This window comes from uncultured Methanobrevibacter sp., assembly GCF_902771435.1.
Classification (GTDB): domain Archaea; phylum Methanobacteriota; class Methanobacteria; order Methanobacteriales; family Methanobacteriaceae; genus Methanocatella.
In genome coordinates this window covers 36,296-59,355 of the sequence record NZ_CACXXB010000009.1, presented here as the reverse complement: position 1 = coordinate 59,355, position 23,060 = coordinate 36,296, and the positions used below count along the sequence as shown (strand labels likewise).

Annotated in this window: 24 protein-coding genes, 2 tRNA genes and 1 pseudogene; 9 read left to right on the top strand and 18 right to left on the bottom strand. The window is 35.5% G+C overall.

Features of this window, described 5'->3' with window-relative positions:
* The 3 genes and pseudogenes from QZU83_RS03770 to QZU83_RS03760 form a co-directional block, all read left to right on the top strand.
* Positions 1-526, top strand: a pseudogene (locus tag QZU83_RS03770) (V-type ATP synthase subunit B); the annotation flags it as partial.
* A 27-nt stretch (positions 527-553) separates the two neighbouring features.
* Positions 554-1,240 carry a V-type ATP synthase subunit D gene (locus QZU83_RS03765; RefSeq protein WP_295609783.1) on the top strand — a complete coding sequence of 229 codons (687 nt, stop codon included), beginning with the start codon at positions 554-556 and terminating at the stop codon, positions 1,238-1,240.
* A gap of 147 nt (positions 1,241-1,387) precedes the next feature.
* The gene (locus tag QZU83_RS03760; RefSeq protein ID WP_295609781.1) at positions 1,388-1,537 is read left to right on the top strand and encodes a hypothetical protein; all 150 of its coding nucleotides are present in this window, start codon (positions 1,388-1,390) and stop codon (positions 1,535-1,537) included.
* Here QZU83_RS03760 and QZU83_RS03755 read toward each other — a convergent pair.
* From QZU83_RS03755 to dnaG, 5 genes are all read right to left on the bottom strand, one after another.
* Positions 1,509-2,690 carry an ATP-grasp domain-containing protein gene (locus QZU83_RS03755; protein WP_295609779.1) on the bottom strand — a complete coding sequence of 394 codons (1,182 nt, stop codon included), beginning with the start codon at positions 2,688-2,690 and terminating at the stop codon, positions 1,509-1,511. The two genes, QZU83_RS03760 and QZU83_RS03755, sit on opposite strands and share 29 nt — an antisense overlap.
* Positions 2,691-2,720: 30 nt before the next feature.
* Positions 2,721-2,792, bottom strand: a tRNA-Gln gene (locus tag QZU83_RS03750).
* 55 nt (positions 2,793-2,847) lie between these two features.
* Positions 2,848-3,246 (bottom strand): DUF1284 domain-containing protein, encoded by a 399-nt coding sequence (locus tag QZU83_RS03745; protein ID WP_295609777.1) that lies wholly within the window; start codon positions 3,244-3,246, stop codon positions 2,848-2,850.
* A gap of 43 nt (positions 3,247-3,289) precedes the next feature.
* Positions 3,290-3,895: a biotin transporter BioY gene (locus QZU83_RS03740; protein ID WP_295609786.1), complete on the bottom strand. Its 606-nt coding sequence runs from the start codon at positions 3,893-3,895 to the stop codon at positions 3,290-3,292.
* A 110-nt stretch (positions 3,896-4,005) separates the two neighbouring features.
* The gene (dnaG, locus tag QZU83_RS03735; protein WP_295609775.1) at positions 4,006-5,238 is read right to left on the bottom strand and encodes a DNA primase DnaG; all 1,233 of its coding nucleotides are present in this window, start codon (positions 5,236-5,238) and stop codon (positions 4,006-4,008) included.
* 464 nt (positions 5,239-5,702) lie between these two features.
* Here dnaG and QZU83_RS03730 point away from each other — a divergent pair, with 464 nt between their 5' ends.
* The 3 genes from QZU83_RS03730 to QZU83_RS03720 all read left to right on the top strand — a co-directional run bounded on the left by QZU83_RS03730 (position 5,703) and on the right by QZU83_RS03720 (position 7,815).
* Complete coding sequence (locus QZU83_RS03730) at positions 5,703-6,440, top strand: RraA family protein (RefSeq protein ID WP_295609774.1); 738 nt, start codon at positions 5,703-5,705, stop codon at positions 6,438-6,440.
* Between the two features lie 110 nt (positions 6,441-6,550).
* Positions 6,551-6,838: a Gar1/Naf1 family protein gene (locus QZU83_RS03725; protein WP_295609772.1), complete on the top strand. Its 288-nt coding sequence runs from the start codon at positions 6,551-6,553 to the stop codon at positions 6,836-6,838.
* 5 nt (positions 6,839-6,843) lie between these two features.
* Positions 6,844-7,815: a transcription initiation factor IIB gene (locus QZU83_RS03720; protein WP_295609770.1), complete on the top strand. Its 972-nt coding sequence runs from the start codon at positions 6,844-6,846 to the stop codon at positions 7,813-7,815.
* Positions 7,816-7,885: 70 nt separating this feature from the next.
* Here the strand turns inward: QZU83_RS03720 and QZU83_RS03715 are convergent, their stop codons facing one another.
* From QZU83_RS03715 to QZU83_RS03705, 3 genes are read right to left on the bottom strand one after another with little or no spacing between them, the layout of a single operon-like run.
* Positions 7,886-9,781: an MJ1255/VC2487 family glycosyltransferase gene (locus QZU83_RS03715; RefSeq protein ID WP_295609768.1), complete on the bottom strand. Its 1,896-nt coding sequence runs from the start codon at positions 9,779-9,781 to the stop codon at positions 7,886-7,888.
* Positions 9,782-9,817: 36 nt separating this feature from the next.
* Positions 9,818-10,705 carry a DMT family transporter gene (locus QZU83_RS03710; RefSeq protein ID WP_295609767.1) on the bottom strand — a complete coding sequence of 296 codons (888 nt, stop codon included), beginning with the start codon at positions 10,703-10,705 and terminating at the stop codon, positions 9,818-9,820.
* Between the two features lie 4 nt (positions 10,706-10,709).
* On the bottom strand, positions 10,710-11,786 hold the full coding sequence (locus tag QZU83_RS03705; protein WP_295609766.1) for a hypothetical protein: 1,077 nt from the start codon (positions 11,784-11,786) through the stop codon (positions 10,710-10,712).
* Positions 11,787-11,827: 41 nt separating this feature from the next.
* On the opposite strand from QZU83_RS03705, the gene QZU83_RS03700 reads away from it, so the two are divergent.
* Genes QZU83_RS03700 through QZU83_RS03690 form a run of 3 tightly spaced genes read left to right on the top strand, consistent with a single transcriptional unit; the run spans position 11,828 to position 14,300 of the window.
* Complete coding sequence (locus QZU83_RS03700) at positions 11,828-12,637, top strand: sulfite exporter TauE/SafE family protein (protein ID WP_295609764.1); 810 nt, start codon at positions 11,828-11,830, stop codon at positions 12,635-12,637.
* 9 nt (positions 12,638-12,646) lie between these two features.
* Positions 12,647-13,009 (top strand): lipopolysaccharide assembly protein LapB, encoded by a 363-nt coding sequence (locus tag QZU83_RS03695; protein ID WP_295609762.1) that lies wholly within the window; start codon positions 12,647-12,649, stop codon positions 13,007-13,009.
* Position 13,010: 1 nt separating this feature from the next.
* Complete coding sequence (locus tag QZU83_RS03690) at positions 13,011-14,300, top strand: TIGR02710 family CRISPR-associated CARF protein (RefSeq protein ID WP_295609761.1); 1,290 nt, start codon at positions 13,011-13,013, stop codon at positions 14,298-14,300.
* 81 nt (positions 14,301-14,381) lie between these two features.
* Here the strand turns inward: QZU83_RS03690 and QZU83_RS03685 are convergent.
* From QZU83_RS03685 to QZU83_RS03640, 10 genes are all read right to left on the bottom strand, one after another.
* Positions 14,382-14,462: transfer RNA gene (locus tag QZU83_RS03685), tRNA-Leu, on the bottom strand.
* 195 nt (positions 14,463-14,657) lie between these two features.
* A complete protein-coding gene (locus QZU83_RS03680; RefSeq protein WP_295609759.1) occupies positions 14,658-14,867 on the bottom strand; it encodes a hypothetical protein in 210 nt (69 codons plus the stop codon).
* Between the two features lie 42 nt (positions 14,868-14,909).
* Positions 14,910-17,702: a transglutaminase domain-containing protein gene (locus QZU83_RS03675; RefSeq protein WP_295609757.1), complete on the bottom strand. Its 2,793-nt coding sequence runs from the start codon at positions 17,700-17,702 to the stop codon at positions 14,910-14,912.
* Between the two features lie 322 nt (positions 17,703-18,024).
* Positions 18,025-18,876 carry a hypothetical protein gene (locus tag QZU83_RS03670; protein ID WP_295609755.1) on the bottom strand — a complete coding sequence of 284 codons (852 nt, stop codon included), beginning with the start codon at positions 18,874-18,876 and terminating at the stop codon, positions 18,025-18,027.
* A gap of 1 nt (position 18,877) precedes the next feature.
* Entirely contained in the window at positions 18,878-19,201 is a 324-nt protein-coding gene (locus tag QZU83_RS03665) for a YbjQ family protein (protein ID WP_295609753.1), read from the bottom strand.
* An 8-nt stretch (positions 19,202-19,209) separates the two neighbouring features.
* Positions 19,210-19,401 carry a DUF2116 family Zn-ribbon domain-containing protein gene (locus tag QZU83_RS03660; protein WP_295609752.1) on the bottom strand — a complete coding sequence of 64 codons (192 nt, stop codon included), beginning with the start codon at positions 19,399-19,401 and terminating at the stop codon, positions 19,210-19,212.
* A gap of 12 nt (positions 19,402-19,413) precedes the next feature.
* Positions 19,414-20,202, bottom strand: coding sequence for a TatD family hydrolase (locus QZU83_RS03655; protein ID WP_295609750.1), 789 nt, complete (start codon positions 20,200-20,202; stop codon positions 19,414-19,416).
* Positions 20,203-20,211: 9 nt separating this feature from the next.
* Positions 20,212-20,889, bottom strand: coding sequence for a UMP kinase (pyrH, locus tag QZU83_RS03650; RefSeq protein WP_295609748.1), 678 nt, complete (start codon positions 20,887-20,889; stop codon positions 20,212-20,214).
* Positions 20,890-21,022: 133 nt separating this feature from the next.
* Entirely contained in the window at positions 21,023-21,706 is a 684-nt protein-coding gene (locus QZU83_RS03645) for an MIP family channel protein (protein ID WP_295609747.1), read from the bottom strand.
* 17 nt (positions 21,707-21,723) lie between these two features.
* The gene (locus QZU83_RS03640) at positions 21,724-22,863 is read right to left on the bottom strand and encodes an adhesin (protein WP_295609746.1); all 1,140 of its coding nucleotides are present in this window, start codon (positions 22,861-22,863) and stop codon (positions 21,724-21,726) included.
* Positions 22,864-23,060: the final 197 nt, after the last annotated feature.

Here is a 23,060-nt window from a genome sequence, read left to right as displayed (position 1 = left end):
CTATGAAAGAGCAGGACGTATTGATGGTAAAGAAGGTTCCATTACTCAAATGCCTATCTTAGTTATGCCTCAAGACGATATTACTCACCCAATTCCTGATTTAACCGGTTATATTACCGAAGGACAAATCGTATTAAGTAGGGAAATCTCAAGGAAAGGTATTTACCCTCCTGTAGACGTACTTCCTTCACTTTCTCGTTTGATGAGTGGTGGTATCGGTGGAGACAAAACTAGGGATGACCACAGTGGTGTATCTGACCAACTTTATTCCGCTTACGCTGAAGGTCGTGAATTAAGAGACTTAGTAGCGGTTGTAGGTGAAGAAGCACTTACTGAAAGGGATCAAAAGTTCTTAGAATTTGCTCAAGCATTTGAAGACCAATTCATTACCCAAAGTAAAGATGAAGACAGAACAATCTTCGAAACTTTAGATCTTGGTTGGAGTTTACTTAAAATCTTACCTAAAGCAGAACTCAAAAGGGTTAAAGAAGAGTTTGTTGAACAATACCTTCCAAAAGATGACTAATCTCATTACAGTAATGTAGGTGATTAAATGGCACAAGATATTATTGATGGAATTAATCCAACTCGTATGGAATTGTTGTCCCTTAAAAATAGGACAAAACTGGCTGTAAAAGGGCACGGTTTGCTTAAAGAGAAAAGGGATGCTTTAATTAAAGAGTTTTTTGATATCTTGGATCGTGTCAAAGGTATTCGTGAAAACGCAGAACAAAGTCTAAAAGAAGCAAACGATGCATTACTTGAAGCTCAAATTGCAATGGGTGATTTGGCTGTTAGAAAAGCAGCATTATCTGTAAAAGAATCTGTTGATGTTGATATTACTTCAAGAAGCGTTATGGGAGTATCAGTACCGGTAACTGATGTCAAAATGGAAAAAAGATCCATTATTGATAGGGGTTACGGATTCTCAGATACTACAATTCAATTAGACGAAGCTGCTAAGAAATATGAGGAATCTATCAAGTATTTAATCGAGCTGGGTGAAGTGGAAAAAACAATTTTCCTCCTCGCTGAAGAAATCGAAGCTACTAAACGTAGAGTTAATGCTTTGGAACATATTATGATTCCAAGATTCCAAAATACTGAAAAGTATATTGATATGAGACTCCAAGAAATGGAAAGGGAAAACTTCGTTAGATTGAAAATGATTAGGTCTACAATTGAGAAAAATGAAAAGGCTGCAGCTGCTGCTGAAGCAGCTCAAAATGCAGAAGCTTGAGTTTTTCTCAAAACTTCTCATTTTCTTCTATTTTTATTATTTTTTTAATTTTGAGATTTATTAGTTGTTTATTTTTAAAATAAGCTTTTATTATTAAGTTACTGTAAAAAATTTTATTTCTAGAAATTTACAGAAAAAGGTGCAAAAATGAAAAGAAATCCAATTGACCAATTTATGAAAGACCCTGATAATAAGGCACGCGTATTCAGGTGGATAACTTATGCAATGATTGCAACTACTTTTATGATAACAATTGGAGTAATATTATTTATTGTTCACTTACTCGGTGTTTTCTAACTTCGCTATTTACGGTTTCACTGGCTGATTCTATTTTTTCGCATAATTTTTTAAAATCATTATCTTTATCGATTATTGTTAGAAGAGGTTCTGACTTTTCGGTAATTGACCCGATGTGTGGCAGGTCGTAGATATTGTCCAAATCTATTTTTTGATATTTCATCCTTGCAGGTGAATATATAATCTTTTTATAGGCATAGTATTTCGGCTGAGGTATTTCAATCATCTCTCCAGCGCATGCCCTGATGTGTGCATCCAGCATGTTTATTCCAAGTGACATTTCCACACATTCGAATGTGCCCTGAAGACGTGGATTGATTTCAATTACATATAGTCCCTTTTCATTCAGGATATAGTCAATGCCGTTTGAACCCATCAGATTGAATCTGCGGGCTAAATTTTCACTGGTGTCGGCCATGGTTTCATTTATCTTGCCGATATCATTGACATCCGCCATTATGGAATCGGAAGTTAAAGGCAAGATGTTGCCGATATATATGAAACTGTCTTTTCCAAAGTCATGTTCTGTCAGGAGTCTGGTGTTAATGACGGTTCTTGCATCATTTTCTGTTGCAAGTACTGATGAGCTTAAGTTTATCCCATCAACATATTCCTGCAAAATAAATTCCCCATCATTTAATTGAATATTGCTATTATTTTCTAAAAGATTAATATCATACCCTCCACTTCCTTTAAGGGGTTTTAAAATAAATTGAGTATCATCATAATTTTTATTTATTTCAAACGCTTCATCTATATCACTTACACTAAAAGTCAGAGGGGTTAAAAAATCATCTTTAATTTCTTTGTAGAATTTGTATTTGTCCTCAATATTTCCTACATTGACGGTGCCCAAAATCTTTTTTTGATCTTTTTTTGAAAAGTCAGTAGGTGAAACTCCGGATATTGGGATGATATGGTCGACTTCATCAATGTAGTCCTTTGATATTTCCAAAATGGTCTGGCTGTTAAACTGATCTTCAAAAATTCCGCAGCTTTCGCCGTCGCTTTCATTCAGGATAATTTTCTGGTTTTTAATCTGTGGAGTGTCTGATGTTGAAAAGTAGCTGGTTGAATAAATTTCATAATCAAGTTTCAATGCGCTATTAAGCATACTTCTTGTATCAATTCCAATAAGTAATAGCTTTTCCATAAAATATCAATAAAAATAGTTAGTTAATAATAGTCCCGAGCGGAGTCGAACCGCCGTCTCCGGGTCCAAAGCCTAGAAGGATTACCACTACCCCACGGGACTATGTTTTGTTGTACATATACAACAATATAATGTATAATTTATTTAGTATTTAAAGCTATCGGTTATTTGATAACTTTTGATAAAATAGGCATTTTTCATGCCACATACAATTAAAACAGATTTCAGATACACTTTCCCTGGAATTGAAAATGTCATCGATTTTTTCAAACAGTTCAACCGAATTATACTCTTTTGAGGGATCAATTTTTTTCAGTACCTCATTGTCCATTTCAACGATTCTTCTGTTGTGCAATTCATCTTCACAGACATTGTCTTTTAGGTTTGGACATGCCCTGCAGATGTCGTCCGGCGAGTTTGTAAGATGGACAGTGGTGTTTTCAGATTTTCTTTGGGCATTGACTTTTATCATGTTTTCGGTAAAGTCTTCGCTGTAGCCGTAACCCTGAAAACCTTTAAGACATAATAAGTGATGCCCTCTTAAAGTAAGTTTCATTAAAATCAAAAAAAGTAAAAAAAGAAAGGTTTTTTAAACCTTTTTAGTCTTTTGGTAAAAATGCTTTAGATACTGAAGCTGCACCTAAGATTTTTACAATATCTCCTGCAATAAACGGTACAAGACCCATCATCAACAAGTCAACGATACCAAGTGCTGTGCCTTGGGTTAGGTAGAACCATAATGCAAGACCTGCAAGTCCAGGAATGTAAATCAATGCAAAATTTGCAATTCCGATGACTGCTGCCATTTTTGTAAAGTTACGTGCATCAGCATATTTTTCAGTAATTAATCCAATAAAGTATGATGCAATTACAAATCCAATTAAGAATCCTCCGGTTGATCCGAGGAATACTTCAAGTCCTCCGGTCATTCCTCCAAACCAAGGAATAAATGCAACACCTAAGACAATATATAGGATTTGACTTAAACATCCATATTTTTTACCTAAGAATAAACCAGAACATAATACTGCAAAAGTCTGTGCAGTTATAGGAACCGGAGTCCATGGGAGTGGAATAATAATTTGAGCCATTATACCAGTTAAACATGCCATCAACAAGGACATGAGTACCTTAGTTGCAGTACTAGCTTCTTGGAATCGTTCAAACACACTTTTTCTAGTACTGTAATAATTTTCTAAATTGATATTCATTTTTTACCTCCGATTTTGGAATTCTATATAATATATGTAATCTATATTATTTAGTTTTATGTATTTATTAAAAAAAATATGAATGAGAATTTGTGATTCTCATTTTAGTCAATAGTAATCAATTGAAGATTGTTTGGTTTTTTAACTATGTTTACTGAATTAAATGCGACTAATCTTTTAATTCCTTTTTGTGATGCTACATCAACAAGTCTTTGGCTGATTACACCGTCAAAGATAACAGTATCTGCGGTTCCTTCTATGTTTTTAATTTCTTCATAGATGTCTTCCACTTCAACTTCTTTAGTCATATTCAATGCTTCATCCAAAATGGCTCCGCAACCGGTTCCTTCGAATTCTTTTAGCATGTCTTTCATTAGGACTACTTCATCATCTTCAATTACAGGTTCTTCGACGCGTGGTTGCTCACGTTGTGAGTATTTTTGTTTTTTGTTACGTCTGTCGGATCTTCTGTTGTCCTTTTTACCGTTATTTTCATTGAAGATATTGTTGGTTGCAAGGAACTGTGCTGTAGGAACTTTGTTTCTGAGTGCTATTAAAGCTTCATCTTTTTCCAAGTCTTCCACTTCTTTTCCTTTTGGAGCACGTGTAATATAGTCAACGTCACCTATTTGCAGGAGTTCTTTTAATATAAGTTCTCCACCTCTGTCTCCATCAACGAATGCTGTGGTGGTTCTTTTTTTACTTAATTCTCCAATGGATTGGGGAACGCTAACTCCTTCTACAGCTACGGTATTTTTAATTCCATATTTGAGTAAGTTTAAAACATCACTGCGTCCTTCTACAACAATGATTGCATCTGATGTGTGAATGCTAGGGCCCGCTGGCAAGCGGTCATCACCATATTCTGAGATTTCATGAACGCGCATTGCTTCTCTGACCTCTTCAATCATCTTCATGCTTTCAGGACCGACGCTTTCAACCATGTTTTTATAAATCTCTTTAGCACGGTTTACTACCTGTTCCCTTTTGACAGCTCTTACGTCTTCAACTTTTAAAGTTTGAATTTCGGCTTCACATGGTCCGACACGATTGATGGTTTCAAGAGATGCTGCAAGTATAGCGGTTTCAACTCTGTCTAAACTGGATGGAATAACGATTTCACCTTTAGCCCTTCCGCCGTTGGATTGGATATTAACTTGTATTCTTCCAATTCTTCCAGTGCGTTGAAGTTCTCTTAAATCTAAATCGTTACTGAGCAAACCTTCGGTTTGTCCAAATACTGCACCGACAACATCAGGTTTTTCAACAATTCCATTTGCTGTAATTTGAGCATGGATTAAATATTTTGTTGTTGTTAATTCTTCACCTTTTCCCATTTTTAAGCCTCCTAGCTTATTAATCGGGATAATTTATGTATATCTAAAAATCAATGATATTTTTAGGTAAATAAATGTGCATAAATTATACGATAAACTTATATTTGTTTTGGTCAAAGACCTTTTATACACTAAAAAAGAGTTAATACATTTGTAAGAGAGTGTTTCTATTAAGGCATGCTAATATTTTCTAACTAATTAATGATATTTATATGATTTAAAAACTTCTTAACTGTTATTTTTTCCTTAATAATAGCTTTTCTCCTGTCTTTTGATTAAATTAATAATAATTAATAATAATGATATGTAATAAACTCTCAATGAGTATATAATAATGTAAAGTATTTTTCTAATACTATACTTAATATTTTGGATAAACTAATATATAAAATGTGCCATATGATTTGAAAGTATTTTAATAATGGGGTATAAAGTATTATACAATTAGAATTGGTGATGAGGTTATGTCATTAAGTCCAAAAGATGTTTTAAATAAGAATAAAAATTTAAATAAGCGTATTGATGTGGACAAAATTAATCTGGAAAATGTAACTGTTGATGATTTAAGATTCAATGGCAAAAACTATTCAGAATTTATAAATTTACAGTCTCTGCTCGAAAATGTTTCAGCATGTCAGATTTCAGATGCCTACAATGCGGCATTCAAAAGATCAGGAACCGTCCAATCCATTAAACCTATAAACAATCAGAAGGTTTGGGGAAGTATTTTCACTGCCGAAACTGATTGCGATGATTGGGGAACCTCTGCATTGGCTATCGACAATGCTGAAGAGGGGGACATTCTATTTTTCAAAGTGAACGGTGATGAAAAGGCAATTTGGGGTGAACTTGCATCAAGCTGTGCCAGGGACAATGGAATCAAGGCAACTGTCATTTACGGTTCAGCCCGTGATTTGGATGCACTGCTTTATATGGATTATCCTGTTTTTGCAAGCAATTTCTGTCCGAATGCAGGATCTCCTTTAGGTCTTGGAACTTTGGATGAACCTATTGAAGTTGAAGATATGAAAATCAATCCGGGCGACTTTTTCTTTGGCGATGAATCAGGTATTGTTGTGATTCCCAAGGAAGTGTTTGGTCAGGTCATGAACCAGACACTGCTTGTCAAGATTAAAGAGTCAGGTATTATCGAAGACATATCACATGGTAAAACCCTGGCTGAAATTGTCGGGCTCAAATAGAAAAACATTTAAATAGAAATCAATATTTATATATAAATATATCGATAGGTTTATATATAACCTATTTCTAATTATATAAATGATACAGATTTGATTTTAAGTTTGATTTTATGAAATTTTTAGGAAAAAGTTTGCATGTGGCAAACTCTGGAAAATTAATAGCGCGATCTGATAAGACACCCTCACCAGGTGCAATTGTTTATGACAGCAAAAAGAATAAAATAGGTAAGGTCGGCTATGTATTCGGGCCAACAAAAAAGCCCTATATTTCTATTAGGCTGTTCAGGTCAGCCAATAGAGATGAAATTGCGAAAAACAGTGGTGAAAAACTATTTGTATCGAAACCGAAATCCAAAAAGTCTAGAAGAAGGAGGATGAAACCACGACACAAAAAGTAGAAGAAATGCCAAGAAGAGTACGTAAAAGACAAAGACAACCAAAAGCACAGGAAGGAGCATATGCTCAAGACAAACAAACTGTATGTCCTGATTGTGGTTCTACTGAATTGATTGGGGACTATGAAAGGGCAGAAGTTGTATGTGCACGCTGTGGTTTAGTCATTGATGAAAATCTTGTTGATATGGGTCCTGAATGGAGAGCATTCGACCACGAACAAAGAGACAAACGTACTAGAGTAGGAGCTCCAATTACTTACACCATTCACGATAAAGGTTTAAGTACCATGATTGATTGGAGAAACAAGGATATTTACGGTCGTGATATTCCTGCAAGAAACAGGGCTCAATGGTACAGACTAAGAAAATGGCAAAGGAAAATCAGAATTTCCGGTGCAACAGAAAGAAATCTTGCATTTGCGTTAAGTGAACTTGACCGTGACTCCTCAAGATTGGGTCTTCCAAGAAGCGTAAGGGAAGCTGCATCTGTTGTATACAGAAGTGCAGTGGAAAACAAGCTCATCCGTGGAAGAAGTATTGAAGGGGTAGTTGCAGCTTCATTATATGCAGCATGCAGACGTTGTAACGTGCCACGTACATTAGATGAAATAGCTGAAGTATCAAGAGTTACCAAAAAAGAAGTGGGTCGTACCTACAGGTTCCTGACCCGTGAATTAAATATTAAATTGCCGCCAACATCTCCTGTAGACTATGTTCCAAGATTTGCTTCAGAACTGGGATTATCTGGTGAAGCACAATCCAAAGCTATTGAAATTATTGAAAAAGCTATGGAAAAAGGTTTAACCTCAGGAAGAGGTCCTACTGGTGTGGCTGCAGCTGCATTATACATTGCATCCGTTTTGCTCGGTGAGAGAAAAACACAAAGGGATGTTGCAGATATTGCAGGAGTAACTGAAGTTACTATCCGTAACAGGTACAAAGAATTAACAGAACAATTGGAAATGGGTGTAACTTTATAGACACTCGTTTTTCATTTCTTTTTTTTAAATATTTTATAAAAATAGTTTTTTTGATTTCAAATATCAAAATTCATAGGGAATATTTCTCGATTCTATAGATTAGCTCACGCACTATACCATCATTGTTTGTCTTTTTAACTTTTGCAAGTCTTTTTTGGTATTTTGGAAGTCTTTTAAGGAAATTTGCTACTCTTTTGGCATTCATGTTTTCATGGTATTCTCCATAGCCTAACTTTTGCACGTAAAATCCGTTCAATGTCTGTTCGAAGTTGCCGACGGCAGGTACGGAATAAATAGGTTTTTTAAGATGAATTGCCTCTGAGATGAAAGTGAATCCTCCATTGGTGATTACTGCCTTAGATGAGGCCAGATCATCATAAAATTCATCTTCATTGAACTTTTTATAGGTTAAATTTCCATCTATTTTGTTTTTATTGAATCCATAAACGATAAACTGTTCATTTTTAAGCGCTTTAAGTCTTTTCACTAGTCTTCCACTTTCACGGCTGGTCTGATAAACGATGACATGCTCTCCTTTTTTAGGCTCTAATTTTAAAATGTCTTCACGTATGATTGGCGGATAAATCACAGCATGTTTTCTAGGTCTTAGTTTAGGATAGAAAAAGCTGGTTATGATATGGATTTTTGGTTTTACAACGTAAGTTTTAATGACTCCCTTTGCCTTAAGCATTTCCCCAATATGAGATTTCGGATAATCGATTTGGGCCTGTGTAATAATGTGCATATTGTCTAGGCTGATTAAAGGTATTCCCCTTAGCTTTGAAAGCATTGTTGCATATAATTCAAAATCAGTTATAATGATGTTAGGCCTTAGGTGGGCTGCTTTTTTATAGAGATTCTCATATCCCACTTTTATGTTGGTCGGATTTCTTTTCAATGCATCGGACAGGGTTTTCAAATCGTTTACCTTATTGTTAATGTAAACCGTATTGAATCCGCCAATTTCATATACATTATCAAATTTTGAACTTAAATATTCGTAAGCCCTGTCGCTGGAGAATATATGGACATCATACCTGTCCTTGATTCTGTCAACAATAACTCCGGTTCTTATTGCATGGCCCATTCCTTCGCCGCAAACGCAATAGAACACAACTTTTTTTGGTCTTTGACGGTGTCTTGTCTTTATCTTATGTCTCACATTGCTGATTTTACCAACTGAGTCTTCATAAGTTTCTCTAATGGTATTTAGCTGTGCGGTTCTTTTTTCAAGCTGTGAAAACCTTGAAGTTGTAAGTTTCTCATGGCCATGGTCAAAATTATAGTTCAACTCCTCTGCATCGGTTCTTTTTCCTAAAAAGTCATTCACTGTACTTTTCCCGTACTGCTGGATTAATGTGGTTATTCCCTCTTCTTCAAGCCTCCTTGTGGAAACGCCGATTTTTGCATTTCTCAAAACCCTGAAAGGCTCTTCCTTGGCCAGCCTTTCTATATAGTCGGTGTCCTCTCCGAATGTCAATGACTCATCAAAGCCTCCACATTTTTCATGCAATTCCCTTTTGGCGATGATTCCATAGCATCCTGCGCCATGGGGCTTTATGTTTTCAACGCCAATCATGAAATAGTTTGCAAAGTCATGGAAAAGTTTATCTTCGATTTTATTTGACATGGGAAGCATTTGGGTGATTGCTATTCCCAGCTTGTACATTCTAAACTCGTACAATACATTAGCAAGATAATCTTCTGTAAGCTGCAAATCGGAGTCCAAAAACAGCAGAATTTCTCCGGTTGCCACTTTAGCACCATTATTCCTACCTACTGCAGGAAGACCTCCATCAACAACTGTGCACCCGTATTCCTCGGCAATTTCACGGGTTCTGTCAGCAGAGTCGGCATCGGCTACAATGATTTCATAATCATTAAAATCCTGCTCTTTGATGCTGTCCAGTAAAACGGGAAGGTATTCCTCCTCGTTGTATGTAGGTATGATAATGCTGAAAATCATATTTTATGATATATTTTTAAAAAGTAATAAGTTTTTTTAATCGACACTTTCCTTTCGGGTTAAAAGCATCATTGCAGTTACTGTCAGGATAAAACCTAAAAACATCAGTACTGTTGGAATTTCACCATAAAGTATCAGTCCGAATATCAGTGCCGCAAATGGTTCGGCTCCTGAAAGCAGTATTGAAGATGTTCCGGAGTCCATATAGCTTAAGCTCAATGTGGACAGGATATATGGCAATGCAAATGAGAATGTTGAATGCAGAACTAAAAACAAGATTGTCAGCATAGGATTAATTGAAACAAAACTTGAAATCTGGCCAAAATCGGTAAATGGAATTAAAGCTATTGTAATAAAAATTATTGAGTAGAGCAGAATTGTATATGTGTGGTTTCCCATTTCGATGGATTTTTTGGAGGCCATAAGATAAACTGCCCAGAACAATCCCGCACCGATGCCTGAAAGAATGCCGAAAATTGGAATGTTTTTCAATGAAGTTTCCAAAACTCCGGTCATCAGCACGCATCCGAAGATTGCCAAAGCCATGCAGATTAACTTTTTGGAGGTGATTTTTTCTCCAAACAGGAAATATGCAATGATTAAAACATAAATAGGTGCCAGGGACAATAATACTGCAGCCAGAGAAAGGGGAACAGTATTCATGGATTCGTTATAGCACAGGTTAAGTCCGATGATGCATATTGCACAAACCAAAAATAACGGCAGGTCCGATAAGCTTATTTTCAAAAGTTTTCTGTCTGTTAAAAATATTGCCGCTAGAATAGGGATTATCGCTATTGAAAACCTTAAAAACAATAGTGTAGTCTGGTCGATTCCGTTTTGTGTCAGCGTCCGGACAAAGATTCCGCTTGATCCGAACATGATTCCGGCCAGTATAGGCAAAAACAAATAGATTTTTCTCATGATATCAGCTGAGATATGAATAGATGTTCCATGAAACGGTATAATACTCGCACGAATCTATCAGAGGAACTTTCAAGTCGTTGATGAGCTCCATTTCATTATATCTGTGGTCAATGTGATATGTGATTTTATTTGGACCGGTGCTATTGTCGATTACCATTGCGCTGATGTTGCCCAAGTCAATGTCGTCTGTCGGATTTACAACATCCACAGTGTAACAGTCGGTCTCTGCACCCGCAATTCCTACACTAATTCTTAAGAGTATTATTGCGATTACCACAAACCAAATTAAAAAACGATTTAATATGTATCTCCATTCCTTAAATCCGCGATTCCTGTAAACAGGCTGAATTTCCTCATTTTTTTCAAGTGACTTTTCATCGCCTAAAATAGTATAAAGTATGTAGTTCAAGTAAAATCCGTTTCTGTAGACAAGATAAAGTCCAAAAATTCCGACAAGGGCAGGGGTTGCAAACAGCCCTCCATCAATTGCACCTATAATCAGGCAGCTTGAAAAGAAGGATATCAATAAGCTTGTAAACCATGGACGATTTCTGATGGCTAAAACCAATGTTACAAACAGTATAGGTATAAGCAATATTACAAGAAAACCGAAACTTGGTACATAGGAATACAGGCCAACGCCGGTGTTCATGTTTTGGACAAACGGTCCGATTATTTGAGTTATGGCTGCCCCTAAAATTGACTTTAACAGGTGGGTATGTAAAATGCTTGTAGAGCTCATGCCGTTAGCCATGCAACAGAAAACAGTGTTGAGCTTTATTCCCATCTGCAGTCTGAATATGATTTCAAGCAATATTCCCAGGATTAACAAAACCCAACCGATAACCATGGATATCTTTAAATATTTTTCAGAATCGAAATCTTTTTCAATTAATTGGGGCAGTATTAAGAACAGTCCAAAAAGGCCAAAAAACATGATGTCCTTTCCTTTGGAGGACCCCATCAGAAATTGATAGGTAATCGGTCTTACAATCGGATTGAAAATATCTGTAATGAAGATTATCCCTCCGAACAGAATACATATTAATCCAATTATGATAGTTTTATTAATCTTCATCAACAATATTTTAATTATTAATACTTTAAATAAGTGATGCTATGTTTCCAATTGAATATTTTATAGGTTTAATCTTAATTGGCATATGTGCAGGTTTTGCATCAGGGCTTTTGGGTGTAGGTGGAGGATTTCTGATTGTTCCCCTGCAGTATTTTTTGCTTAAATACATTGGTGTTGAGCCTGATTTGGCCATATTAATATCATTTGGAACCAGTTTGGCAATCATCATTCCAACATCACTTAGCGGAGCCTACAGGCACACCAGAACAATGGACAATATCCTAAAGCCAGGAATAAGGTTGGGTATTTTCGGAATAATTGGTGGAGCATTGGGAGGTTTTGTTGCATCCGCACTCCCTTCAAGGGTCTTGGAAATCATTTTTGGATGTCTGCTTTTATTCGTTACTGTCAACAATATCATTAACATCAACAAGGAACGGGAAGAAGCAAAAATACCATTCAATTTGATAACCTCAGCAATCATTGGTTTGCTGGTTGGATTTTCATCAGGACTTTTGGGTGTTGGCGGAGGAATATTCCTAATAGCTATCCTCACTGCACTTCTGGGCTTTTCAATGATCGAGGCAATAGGAACCTCATCTATTTTCATTAGCCTAACTGCAGTTGGAGGATTTTTATCATACATGATTTCAGGATGGGGCGTGTCCACATTCCCATACTCTATAGGTTATGTAAGTATTATTAATTTTGCATTGATTGCTGCATTTTCAGTGCCTATGGCATCTTTGGGCGCCAAATATGCTCATAGGGTACCTCAAAAGAAATTGAAGGTCATATTTTCAATACTGGTATTTTACATGGCATTGAAAATGCTTGGAATTCTACCATGAGGTGATAGAATGAGTGGAGATAGAAAGGTTGGAGAAAACTTTGATGCTGGTGAAGCATCAGACATTTTTGACAAATTGAAAAACGTTGAAGGTAAAACAAAAACCAAAAAGGAAGACAGCAAACTAAAAAACATTGCCAACTTGATGAATGAGGCAAAATACCTTGAGGGCAAAGGTAAATTTGATGAAGCTATTGACCTGTATAAGCAGGTCATATTTACATTGCCTGACTCCGTTAAGGCATATGAGGCAATAGCCGACATCTATAGAAAACAGGGAGATACTGAAGGTGAAAGGGATATCCTCAAAAAAGCTATTGCAAGCTGCAATAAAAACGATGAATTCAAAAAAAGATTAGATGAGATTAATTAAAATGAAAAGGAAAGAACTTATATTATTCATGATTGTAGGGACAGGTACAAATTCCAATCCCCAAGAACTTGGTTTCAAATTACTTGCAAAGAAATTATATTCGACAATAACTAAAATCTATCCTAATTATGTTGTATTTTTTGCATCAAGCAAATCTAAACAGACCATTAATTATATAGAAGAACAGTTTGAAGATGAGGGGGATGAATTTGTAGAGGGGCAGGATTATCAGATAGTTCCAATTGAGGCCATTGATGATTTCAGTGCATGTTTTGAAATTTTTGAATCTAAAATATGGGAATTTGATTTTCAAAACGATAAGGACTGCAAAATTATAATGGATTATACTTCCGGAACAAAAACAATGTCTGCAGCCATGGCCTGTTGCGGACTTTTCTACTCAAAGGACCTGATTTCGGTTGGAGGAGACAGGTCAACAGGTGAAGTTTCAGCAGGAACTGAAGTTATAAATTATCAAAACCTCTATAAAATCTATGATAAGTTTGCATTATTGAGAACAAGATATAATTTCAATGCTAAACGTTATAGGACATGTATTGATGTTTTGGATTATATTGTTGATTTGAATATCCATAAGGATTCATTTTCAAATCTCTGCAAATCATATTATGCTTGGGATAATATGGACTTTGAAGAGGCATATGATTATTTGAAAAATGTGGATATTAAACAGCGAGAATTCATGGATATAAAAGATGACCTTAAGAAAAATCTCAAGGCCCTGGGAACAATTGTCAACTCAAGATCAGTAAATCTGAAAAACTGCTATATTCTTGCAAGCCTGATTAACAATTCAATAGGAAAAGCTGAAGAGTACAGATATGATGATGCAATAGCTAGATTATACCGTGCTTTGGAATTGGCTGCCCAAATCAGATTAACTTCATATAACATTAAAAGTTCTGATGTTGATGTTTCAATACTTTCAGACAATAATGTATCAGATGAATTCATTGAGGAATTGAAAATGACAGAAGAGGATGGAAAAATCAGAATAGGCCTTGCTAAGGATTACCTATTGCTCAATGAATTAAATGATGATTTGGGAAAATATTATGTGGAAAATGAGAAAAAAATTAAAAACATGACTATAAAAAGGAATAATTCCATCCTGGCTCATGGACTTGAATCAAGGTCAAAGGAGGACTTTGACGAGTTTCTCGAAGTCGTAATTGACATGGCCAGAAAATTAGACAAAGGCATGAACAAGTTTTTAAATGAAACTAAATTCGCCAAGTTTGATTTAAAGTTGGAGTTGAATAATCTCTAAAAAATTAATGCAGTTTGAACGATTTTTCCTTCAAACTCATTATTTATATTTTCTGTAATATTTCTCTTTTGGATGGTTATATGGTATCAGCCGGATTCGAACCGGCGAAGGACTAACCACAGGCCCTGAACCTGCCGCATTTGACCACTCTGCCATGATACCTTAAAATTTGCAATTATATGGATTTTTTAGATAGTGAGGTGGGATTCGAACCCGCATGGTTTTGCTCCATTATCCTATTCATCATCATCCAAAAAATCTAATTGCATACTATACTTCTGTTTTATGTATATTTAAATTAATAAATGATTCGCTTTATATTAAAACTTATTTAAAAGAACCATTGAATTTAGCTATTTAACTTAAAATTGCATATCTTATAATGAGGGATATTATAAATACTGCAATTGCTAAGTATATTATGAATCTGCCGTGCTTTTGATAGAGGGCAACGTCTTTTTTTAGAAAAACCAATGCGGCCCCATAAATCAAACCAATTAGCGGACTTATTAATGCAATAATATAACCTAAAATAGGTATTATCATATTTCCGTCATTTTCCATCATATCACCGCGTCTATAAAGTTAAAAAAATAAAAAAGGAGTTAATTAGAATTCAATACCTGAATAATACCCGTGCAGGGCATAATTGTAGTTATTCCAATTAACAACATTTCCAAATGAATTTCTTACACTTGTCGCATCACTTACAATCCAAGTATCACCTATCAACACCTGTGCCCATACGTGACCGTATGTGCTTCCACTTGAGAATACGCATGTACCATGGGCATATCTTGCTGCAAGACCTGCGGTTCTATACATTGCAATCAATAAATGTGCCTGATCAACACAGTTACCTGTTTTTGCATTTAATGTACCGACAGCGCCGTATCTGGTGTCATAATAGAAACTGTAGGATACTGCATCACGTACATAATTATAGATAGCTCTTGCTTTTGCCAAATCTGTTGTCAAACCGGAAGTCAATGAATTAACTATTGATTTTATTTGGCTGTTTCCAACTTGACAATTTGTAGTAGCTCTAAGATATGGTTTCAAGTCTTTAATTGTATTCTTTGAATTTAATGGACTGCTAGTAGGAGTAGTTGAGGAGAATGTTTTGATTGTTACATAGTTAGGCATTATGCCATTGTCTCCATAAAATGCTACAGTACGTGCAAACGCATAAACCAAACCTTCATATCCAATAACTCCACGTTCGGAATTGACGGAATCAGGCATTGCTCCTTTTGTTTTGGCTATGTCTACAACATTCTTGGCAACTGCAAGATAATTGTATAATTCACCTAAATTAGCAGCTTTCTCAGGTTTTGCAGGATCATTAACTTGTATGACATCAATATCATTTTTATTGTTGTTTTTTAGATTTATGATAGCTTGTGATGCTAAATATAAATAGTTGGCTAATGAAAAAGTTGTGGAGCCTATCTTAACGGTGCTCGGCAATTTTTCATTGCCTTCAATGTATTTTTTAACGCTTTGTGATGCTGCAATTATATCTTTTAGTGTTACCTTTTCTCCAACGGTTATTGTTGAAGAGCCTGTAGTTGATCCATCTGTATATGTAACTGTGTATACTCCTTTTGTCAATCCTGAAACTGTAAGTTTTGCAATACCATTTTCATCTGTCTTAACGGATTGTGTCTTTTTGTTCAATGTGAATTTAACGGTTGTTCTTACAGGTTTGTTTTGAGCGTCAGTCACTTTTACCTGGAATATTGATTGTGTATTTGGAGAGACTGTAATATCATTTGCTTCAAATTTAGTGCCGTTGACCAAAATGTGTTTTGTCACTGTTGGAGAAGTGTAAAGGTCGCTGACTATTTTAATATCAACTGTGTATTCTCCCATTTTTTCGCTAACCGGAATTGAAGCGATTCCATTGGCATTTGTATTTACTTTTGTTGCTTTTCCGTTTAAGGAAAATTGTACAGTAACGTTATTGAGATTGGCTCCGGTCTTGTTTTTAAGATTTACATTGAACTTGGAACCGTCATTGTATTTCATTACCAGGTCATTTGCATTTACTGTTATGGTCTGTCTGGTAATGATAACTTTTCCGTTGTGTATATTATAATCCTTTGCACCAAGTTTTGAGTGAGTAGCTTTAACTGTGTAAGTATTAGGTTTTGCATCGCCTATATTCAGTTTTGCTATTCCATTCTTATCTGTTATAGCAGTAGTAGTTTTTCCATTAAAAGTGAATTTTATGGTTTTATTGGCTAATGTTTTACCTGTACCGGTATCTTTCACTGTCAGTTGATAAACAGATCCGTCATTATATTGCATTTTCAATTGAGCCGCAGTTAAAGTAACTGTTGAAGCTTTAACGTATACCTTTTGGGAACCTGAAGCCCCATTGAATAATTTATTTCCTCTATACTGATAGCTGATTCTGTAAACCCCATTTGAAAGTCCAGGCAATTTCACTGTTGCTTTTCCGTTTGAATCGGTAGTGGCTTTCAATTGCTTGTTGTTGTAGGTAAAGTAAACGGCAATATTTTTCATCAGTTTATCTTGGTTACTTTTCACAACAGCAGAATATTTGATTTTGGTTTTTGGCAGTGCATATGCTTTTGAACCGGAAATTTTTGTATTTGCTTTTTTGACAGTTATGGTTTTGGATACTGTCTCTTTTGAATAAGGATTGGTTATTTTAGCGGTATATTTTCCAGGTTTGAAATTTTTTGTTATTTTAGCAACTCCAAACGAATTTGTTTTAACCTTATATTTTTGACCGTTCACGTTAAATGTTACAGTTGTGTTTGTCAATTTGCCGTTGTCCTTATAAAAGGTCGCCATAAATGCCTTTTTATCCCCATATGTTTCAGCAAGGTTTTTGGCTACAACGGATGTTTTGACTTTGACTTTGGAGTTTATTGTCTTTTTTGCGTATTGTGCATCACCATTAAATTTTGCGGTTACAGACATTGTGGTTCCCACTTTCAATGAAGCAAGTTTAAAGTAGGCAAATCCATTTTCTTCAGTGGTGGATTTGTAGGTTTTGCCTTTATAGCTTAAGGTTAACTTTTTATTGGATAGGGCATTGTTTGCATTATCCTTTAATGAAACCTTAATGATGGTTCCTGCTTTTGAATAATGAGGGTGATAAACTACCAGTTTTGTACTTGTCTTTGTTGTATTGCTTGAATTACCGGTTGATGTCTGCAGATCTTGAGTGCTGCTTTCAAGTGTGTTGTCGTATGATTTTGTCAAGCTTTCGTTTTTAAAATCATCTGTACTAATTGCCAAATCTGATTCGTCCAAATCGGATACGGACAATTTTTGATTTTCAACAATTAGATTTGAATCTTCTATATTGGTAACATTGTTCAATTCCGCTGCACTAACGGCTCCCAATATTATGAAGAACGTCAAGGCAAGGGAAATAATTAATGTTGTTTTTTTAATCGAAATATTTACACCTTCTTGTTTCTCATTTGAGAATTTTTATTAATGAAATATACAAAAATTTATAATATTTCATTTCGAGTGGTTAAATATATGTTTATATCTTTATATAAATGTTAGTATAACTTAAATATTAAAAAAAACTTGTAAAAAAGGTTATTTTTTCATAAAAATTAATAAAAAATGTTTTCTACTTTTTAATGTTCAAGTGTTAAATCATATGTTTTTTATTCAAAGGGTTGGTTTAGATGGTTTGTTGGTTTCATAAAAAAAAGATTTCGGACATAGCTTATTCTAAATGAACTCCCATGCCCATTGCAGTTATCTGATAGTTGTCTCCACCAAGCCCGATTAGTCCATATTCAATTTTTAAATTGATAACTCCATTTCCTCCTGCGGATTTGATGGTTTGGGCTAATTTAATCAGACTTTTATCTTTGGCTCTCTTAAGACTGTTCAGAGTGGCAAGCTCAACATTGTCCTGGGTGGAATGAACTAACCGTTTGTCCTTTTCCAAAATTGCTGTGGCATGGAACTGGCCCAGGTTGGTGAATTTTGCGTCTATAACATCAGTGCTTGTTACAAAAATAAAATCTAGATTGTTAATTACTTCATTGCTTCTTTCCTCATCATATGGAGTCACATGTTCTATTATTATCTTGTTAGGTTCTTTTAAAATATGTTTGTAGTAATAATAATCTTTTCTCTTGTTGATATAGGTTATTATCCTTGTACCGATTCCTGAAAAGTAATATCCTATTCCACATATGACTGACAGTATGATGTAGTTTATTGCTGTTGGAAATGCGGCCTGAAGAATCACTGCTATTGACCCTATTGTAATTAAATTTAATCCTAATGTAGGGTTTACTATAATAAAGCTGTAAACTGTTGTAATTACGAAAAGAATAAATGAACTTATTGCACCTATTCCCTGTCCAATCATTCTGTTTGCAAGCACTGTTTCAGCATATCCCGCTCCCAATGGTGCAAAAATCAAACCTAAATTCCAGCCAAAAATGGCTATATTGAAGTATAGGAAGACATAATAGACTCCAATACCAACTAATGTGCCGAATGTAACGCACACAATCGCTTCTTTTATATAAGCTAGTTTTACATCATGTTCTCTAAAATTCATATTATTCGTATCTAACTGCTGTGCCGTATGCAGTAACCAGAATGGTGTTTCCCATGGTTCCCCCAAGGTTATCATAGGAAATTTTAAGCCCCACAATAGCATTGGCACCTAAACTTTCAGCCTTCTTTTCCATACTTTCCAGAGCGATTGTTCTTGCCTTTTGAAGTTCCTCTTCATATTGATTGGTTCTTCCGCCAACAACATCCCTTACTCCGGAAAACAAATCTTTATAAATATTGGAGCCGATTAGTGACTCTCCGGTCACCAATCCCTTATATTCCAATATCTCTTTAGATTGTATTGTATTTGATGAGGTTAAAATCATTGATATCCCTATTTCATAAAGGTCATAATAGCCCAAATTATTAAAAATATCGCAATAACTATGTATAGAATTATTTGTGATTTTTTCTTTTGGTTCAATCTTGCATCCCAGACTTTCTGACAATCCGGTGAGCATACAAGTTCATTCAATGGAATTGGGGTTCCACATATTGGGCAATGTTTATGAGGTTCTACTGACATTATTTCATCTCCTTATATTTTAAAAAATTCTTTAGTATTTTTAGTAACTTGAATTGCAAGTTCTTCTGCGTCGAGACCCATGCAAAGTGCAATTGTTTCGAGGATGTGAGGCAAATATTTCGGTTCATTTCTATTTTTTTTAGGTTTCTTATCGAAGTTTTTTGGTATCAGAAATGGAGCGTCGGTTTCAATCATTAATTTTTCCGGAGGTATTGCACTTACAGCTTCCTGCAAGTCTCTTCCTCTTTTCATATCGCAGATCCATCCGGTAACGCCGATATAACAACCTAAATCAGCATAATTTTGTGCTTCCTGTTTTGTTCCTGTAAAACAGTGAACAACGGACCTTTCAATAACGCTGTCATGTCTTTTCAATATTTCATACAGATCTTTGTGTGCTTCCCTTTCATGTAAAAACAGTGGCAATCCGGTTCTTTCTGCAACTTCAATCTGTGCTTCAAACCATTTTCTCTGCAAGTCCTGCGGAGAAAAGTTTCTGTTGTAATCAAGACCGCATTCGCCTATGGCCACAACTGAATCATTCTTGGATATTTTCTCCAGTTCAAACATGGTATGTCCGTTGCAGGTCTTTGCATCATGAGGGTGGACTCCTGATGTTGAGAACAATGTTCCGGGATATTTTGATGCATATTCTGCAGCCATGTGGCTTGAATGGACATTGGTTCCTGTAATGATAAATTGTTTAACACCGGCTTTTTTAGCTTCTTCTATTATTTCCACCCTGTCTTTTTTAAATGAAGAGTGCATTAAATTCAAACCGATATCAATAAGATTATCCACTTTTTTCACCTATTCGTTAATGATTCTGGTTCCTATTTCTTCACCATTCACTGCCCTGATAAGATTTTTAGGCTCAAAACCGTTAGTGATGACTGTTTCCAGATTGGACCTCTTAATCATCTGAACTGCAGTTGTGTCAAAGAATTCGTATGTGCCCGCTTTTACATCCTTGCCACTTAAAAACTCAAGCAAATCTGTAGCGGTAATTTCTGGAACGAGTTCCGCATCATCAAATTTGTTAGGGTCTTTTGTATACATTCCGTCAACGGATGTTAGGTTAATAAGCTTGTCCGCATTGATGTATTCTGCCAAAATTGCAGACACTGCATCGGTACTGTGGGCAGGTTCTGTTCCTCCCATAACGATGATTTTTCCGGTAGCCGAGAATTCCAGTGCTTCCTGGAAATTGTGTGGGACTCTTTGATATGCTGCATCTCCAAGTGCGGACAGCATCAGTTTTGCATTGATTCTAGTCACTTCAATTCCAATATCATCGCATTGGGCTTCTCCAGCTCCCAAATCACGAACTACACTAATGTATTCCCTTGCAGGCTTTCCGCCTCCTACAACAACAAATATCTCATGCTCTTTTGTGAGGTCTTTTAAAATATTGCTGTATTCCTGGAATTTCTTACAATCATATTCCTTTAGTAAAATTGATCCTCCAATTGCAACTACAATTTTCATATATTCACCTTAATTATAATGTATCTTTTAGATATTATTTAAATTTTAATTTTAAATCATTAAATCTTAAATTAACACAAGTCTGTAAAACTGAAAAGATTATGATAAAAACGAAAAAAGAAAGGTTAGAGGATTAGATATCCTCTGATGCTAAAACTTTGTAAAACAGTCCTGCGATGATTGCGCCGACAACAGGGGCCAATATAAATACCCAAACTTGCTCCAGTGCCTGTCCGCCAATGAATAATGCAGGTGCTAAACTTCTTGCAGGGTTAACTGATGTACCTGTCAATGGAATGCCCATTATATGTACAAATGCAAGAGTTAAACCAATCACAATACCTGCAACAGCTCCGTTTTCGACTTTGTCGGTAACGCCAAGTACTGTGAAGACAAATACGAAAGTTAAGATAATTTCAACAATAATTGCTCCTACAACATTGAGGCCGACGCTTGATGCTGAACCGAATCCGTTTTGACCCAATCCTGTTGCAGCATATCCCCCAAGATGTGCTGAGGAGTTAATGATAACAGCCAGGATTGCAATTCCAATTATAGCTCCGATACATTGGAATACTATGTAGAGAATAAGGTCTTTTGTTTCCATTCTGCCGTCAATCCACATACCGATTGATACTGCAGGATTTATGTGGCATCCTGAAATGTCTCCAATAACATATGCCATAGCTATTATGGATAAACCGAATGCAAATGCAATTCCAAGGGTTCCCAGTGTAGCTCCAGCTATTGCCGCAGTTCCACAACCGAACAGGACAAGTACCATTGTTCCGATTAATTCTGATATATATCTTTTCATAATTTTCCCCTATTTATTTAAAATCTTCTTCTAAGTCTTCTGTATACTAAAATTGCAAGGAATAATACAAATAATATTAAAATAAATGGGAATATTTGTAATAATATTGAATCATTGACCTTTTCAAATTTATATTCTGAATCAAAGCCCATGTGTTTCGCATCGGTATGAGTTTGTGTTATTTTTGCAAAGTTATAAAGCAAATCATAATAGCTTATATGGGCGCCTTCGTATTCAATTGAATCAGGGGCTCTGCCGTTTGCGTCCATATAGTTTCTGACTATTCCTCCCATTTTGAAGTAGTCATAAACTGAATATTTGTCTTTCACCAAAAATGAAACTCCCATAGGTTTTTCCGGCCCGTCATATGATTTTGGTATGTCCAAGCCGTTTCCATTAAGGTAGGAACTTGTCTGGTAGAGCAATTGTGCTGCAGTGTAATTTCCGTATGTTCCGTTCATTTCGGTATCATTGCTGTTTACTAATTCTTTACTTGCAGATGCCATTACGGAAGGAGATATCTTATTGGTCACTATCAAGTTGTCGCTTAAAATTTTTGTATCGTTTGAATGTTTATTTACGATGTCCACTGATTCCTGTGCAATTTGTTTATTCATTTCGTCGTCAAATCTGTCAATGGACCCGTCTTTGGCATTATTCGGATATTCCTTTAATGGCTGGATATAATAGATTCCTGAATTTTTCAGGAATGTTCCAGGATCACGAAGTCCCATGAAACTTTCATTTGAGTAATTGTCGTCCCATGCCCTTCTTAGATAATTGCTGTTGTTGTCTAAGTCATAATCCCCACTATTAATATAAATGTACTGTTTATTTGTGCTTCCCACTGATGCCTGACCTAACTGTAGGAAATTGCCGGCATCGGCGGCAGCAAGATTTATGCTGACATCACTTGTTACCTGTATTCCACGATATCCTTCACCTGGGGAAGGGGCCTGATTGTCTACGATTACTTGGAGTTGCCCCCCACTGATTTCTTCTATAAAAGCCTTAATGGAGTTCAACATTTTTACATCTGTATCATGGTCCATAATATTGTCTGAAGTTATAAAAACTGTTTTGGATGCACTTACATCCTGAACTAACGGAGCAACAATTAATATAGCCAATAGTAGTATTGCAATTTGTTTTTTCATATCTCTTTACCTTAACTTTGATTAATAATATAATTATTTATTTCATAAGTAAAATATTTTTTTAAAGCCAGTTTCCAATATTTCCTTTAATATGGAATATTTTCGCTATTTAAAGATTTAAAATTAGTTTAAAGCATAGATTTATATAGTTTGATGTTTAATTTCTTTTTTGAGGATTTAATGAGATTATCTTTTAT

Coding starts and splice junctions, on each gene's coding strand:
- QZU83_RS03765 (WP_295609783.1), top strand. CDS start 554: ATGGCACAAGATATTATTGATGGAATTAATCCAACTCGTATGGAATTG.
- QZU83_RS03760 (WP_295609781.1), top strand. CDS start 1,388: ATGAAAAGAAATCCAATTGACCAATTTATGAAAGACCCTGATAATAAG.
- QZU83_RS03755 (WP_295609779.1), bottom strand. CDS start 2,690: ATGGAAAAGCTATTACTTATTGGAATTGATACAAGAAGTATGCTTAAT.
- QZU83_RS03745 (WP_295609777.1), bottom strand. CDS start 3,246: ATGAAACTTACTTTAAGAGGGCATCACTTATTATGTCTTAAAGGTTTT.
- dnaG (WP_295609775.1), bottom strand. CDS start 5,238: ATGGGAAAAGGTGAAGAATTAACAACAACAAAATATTTAATCCATGCT.
- QZU83_RS03730 (WP_295609774.1), top strand. CDS start 5,703: ATGTCATTAAGTCCAAAAGATGTTTTAAATAAGAATAAAAATTTAAAT.
- QZU83_RS03725 (WP_295609772.1), top strand. CDS start 6,551: ATGAAATTTTTAGGAAAAAGTTTGCATGTGGCAAACTCTGGAAAATTA.
- QZU83_RS03720 (WP_295609770.1), top strand. CDS start 6,844: ATGCCAAGAAGAGTACGTAAAAGACAAAGACAACCAAAAGCACAGGAA.
- QZU83_RS03715 (WP_295609768.1), bottom strand. CDS start 9,781: ATGATTTTCAGCATTATCATACCTACATACAACGAGGAGGAATACCTT.
- QZU83_RS03710 (WP_295609767.1), bottom strand. CDS start 10,705: ATGAGAAAAATCTATTTGTTTTTGCCTATACTGGCCGGAATCATGTTC.
- QZU83_RS03705 (WP_295609766.1), bottom strand. CDS start 11,786: ATGAAGATTAATAAAACTATCATAATTGGATTAATATGTATTCTGTTC.
- QZU83_RS03700 (WP_295609764.1), top strand. CDS start 11,828: ATGTTTCCAATTGAATATTTTATAGGTTTAATCTTAATTGGCATATGT.
- QZU83_RS03695 (WP_295609762.1), top strand. CDS start 12,647: ATGAGTGGAGATAGAAAGGTTGGAGAAAACTTTGATGCTGGTGAAGCA.
- QZU83_RS03690 (WP_295609761.1), top strand. CDS start 13,011: ATGAAAAGGAAAGAACTTATATTATTCATGATTGTAGGGACAGGTACA.
- QZU83_RS03680 (WP_295609759.1), bottom strand. CDS start 14,867: ATGATGGAAAATGACGGAAATATGATAATACCTATTTTAGGTTATATT.
- QZU83_RS03670 (WP_295609755.1), bottom strand. CDS start 18,876: ATGAATTTTAGAGAACATGATGTAAAACTAGCTTATATAAAAGAAGCG.
- QZU83_RS03665 (WP_295609753.1), bottom strand. CDS start 19,201: ATGATTTTAACCTCATCAAATACAATACAATCTAAAGAGATATTGGAA.
- QZU83_RS03660 (WP_295609752.1), bottom strand. CDS start 19,401: ATGTCAGTAGAACCTCATAAACATTGCCCAATATGTGGAACCCCAATT.
- pyrH (WP_295609748.1), bottom strand. CDS start 20,889: ATGAAAATTGTAGTTGCAATTGGAGGATCAATTTTACTAAAGGAATAT.
- QZU83_RS03645 (WP_295609747.1), bottom strand. CDS start 21,706: ATGAAAAGATATATATCAGAATTAATCGGAACAATGGTACTTGTCCTG.
- QZU83_RS03640 (WP_295609746.1), bottom strand. CDS start 22,863: ATGAAAAAACAAATTGCAATACTACTATTGGCTATATTAATTGTTGCT.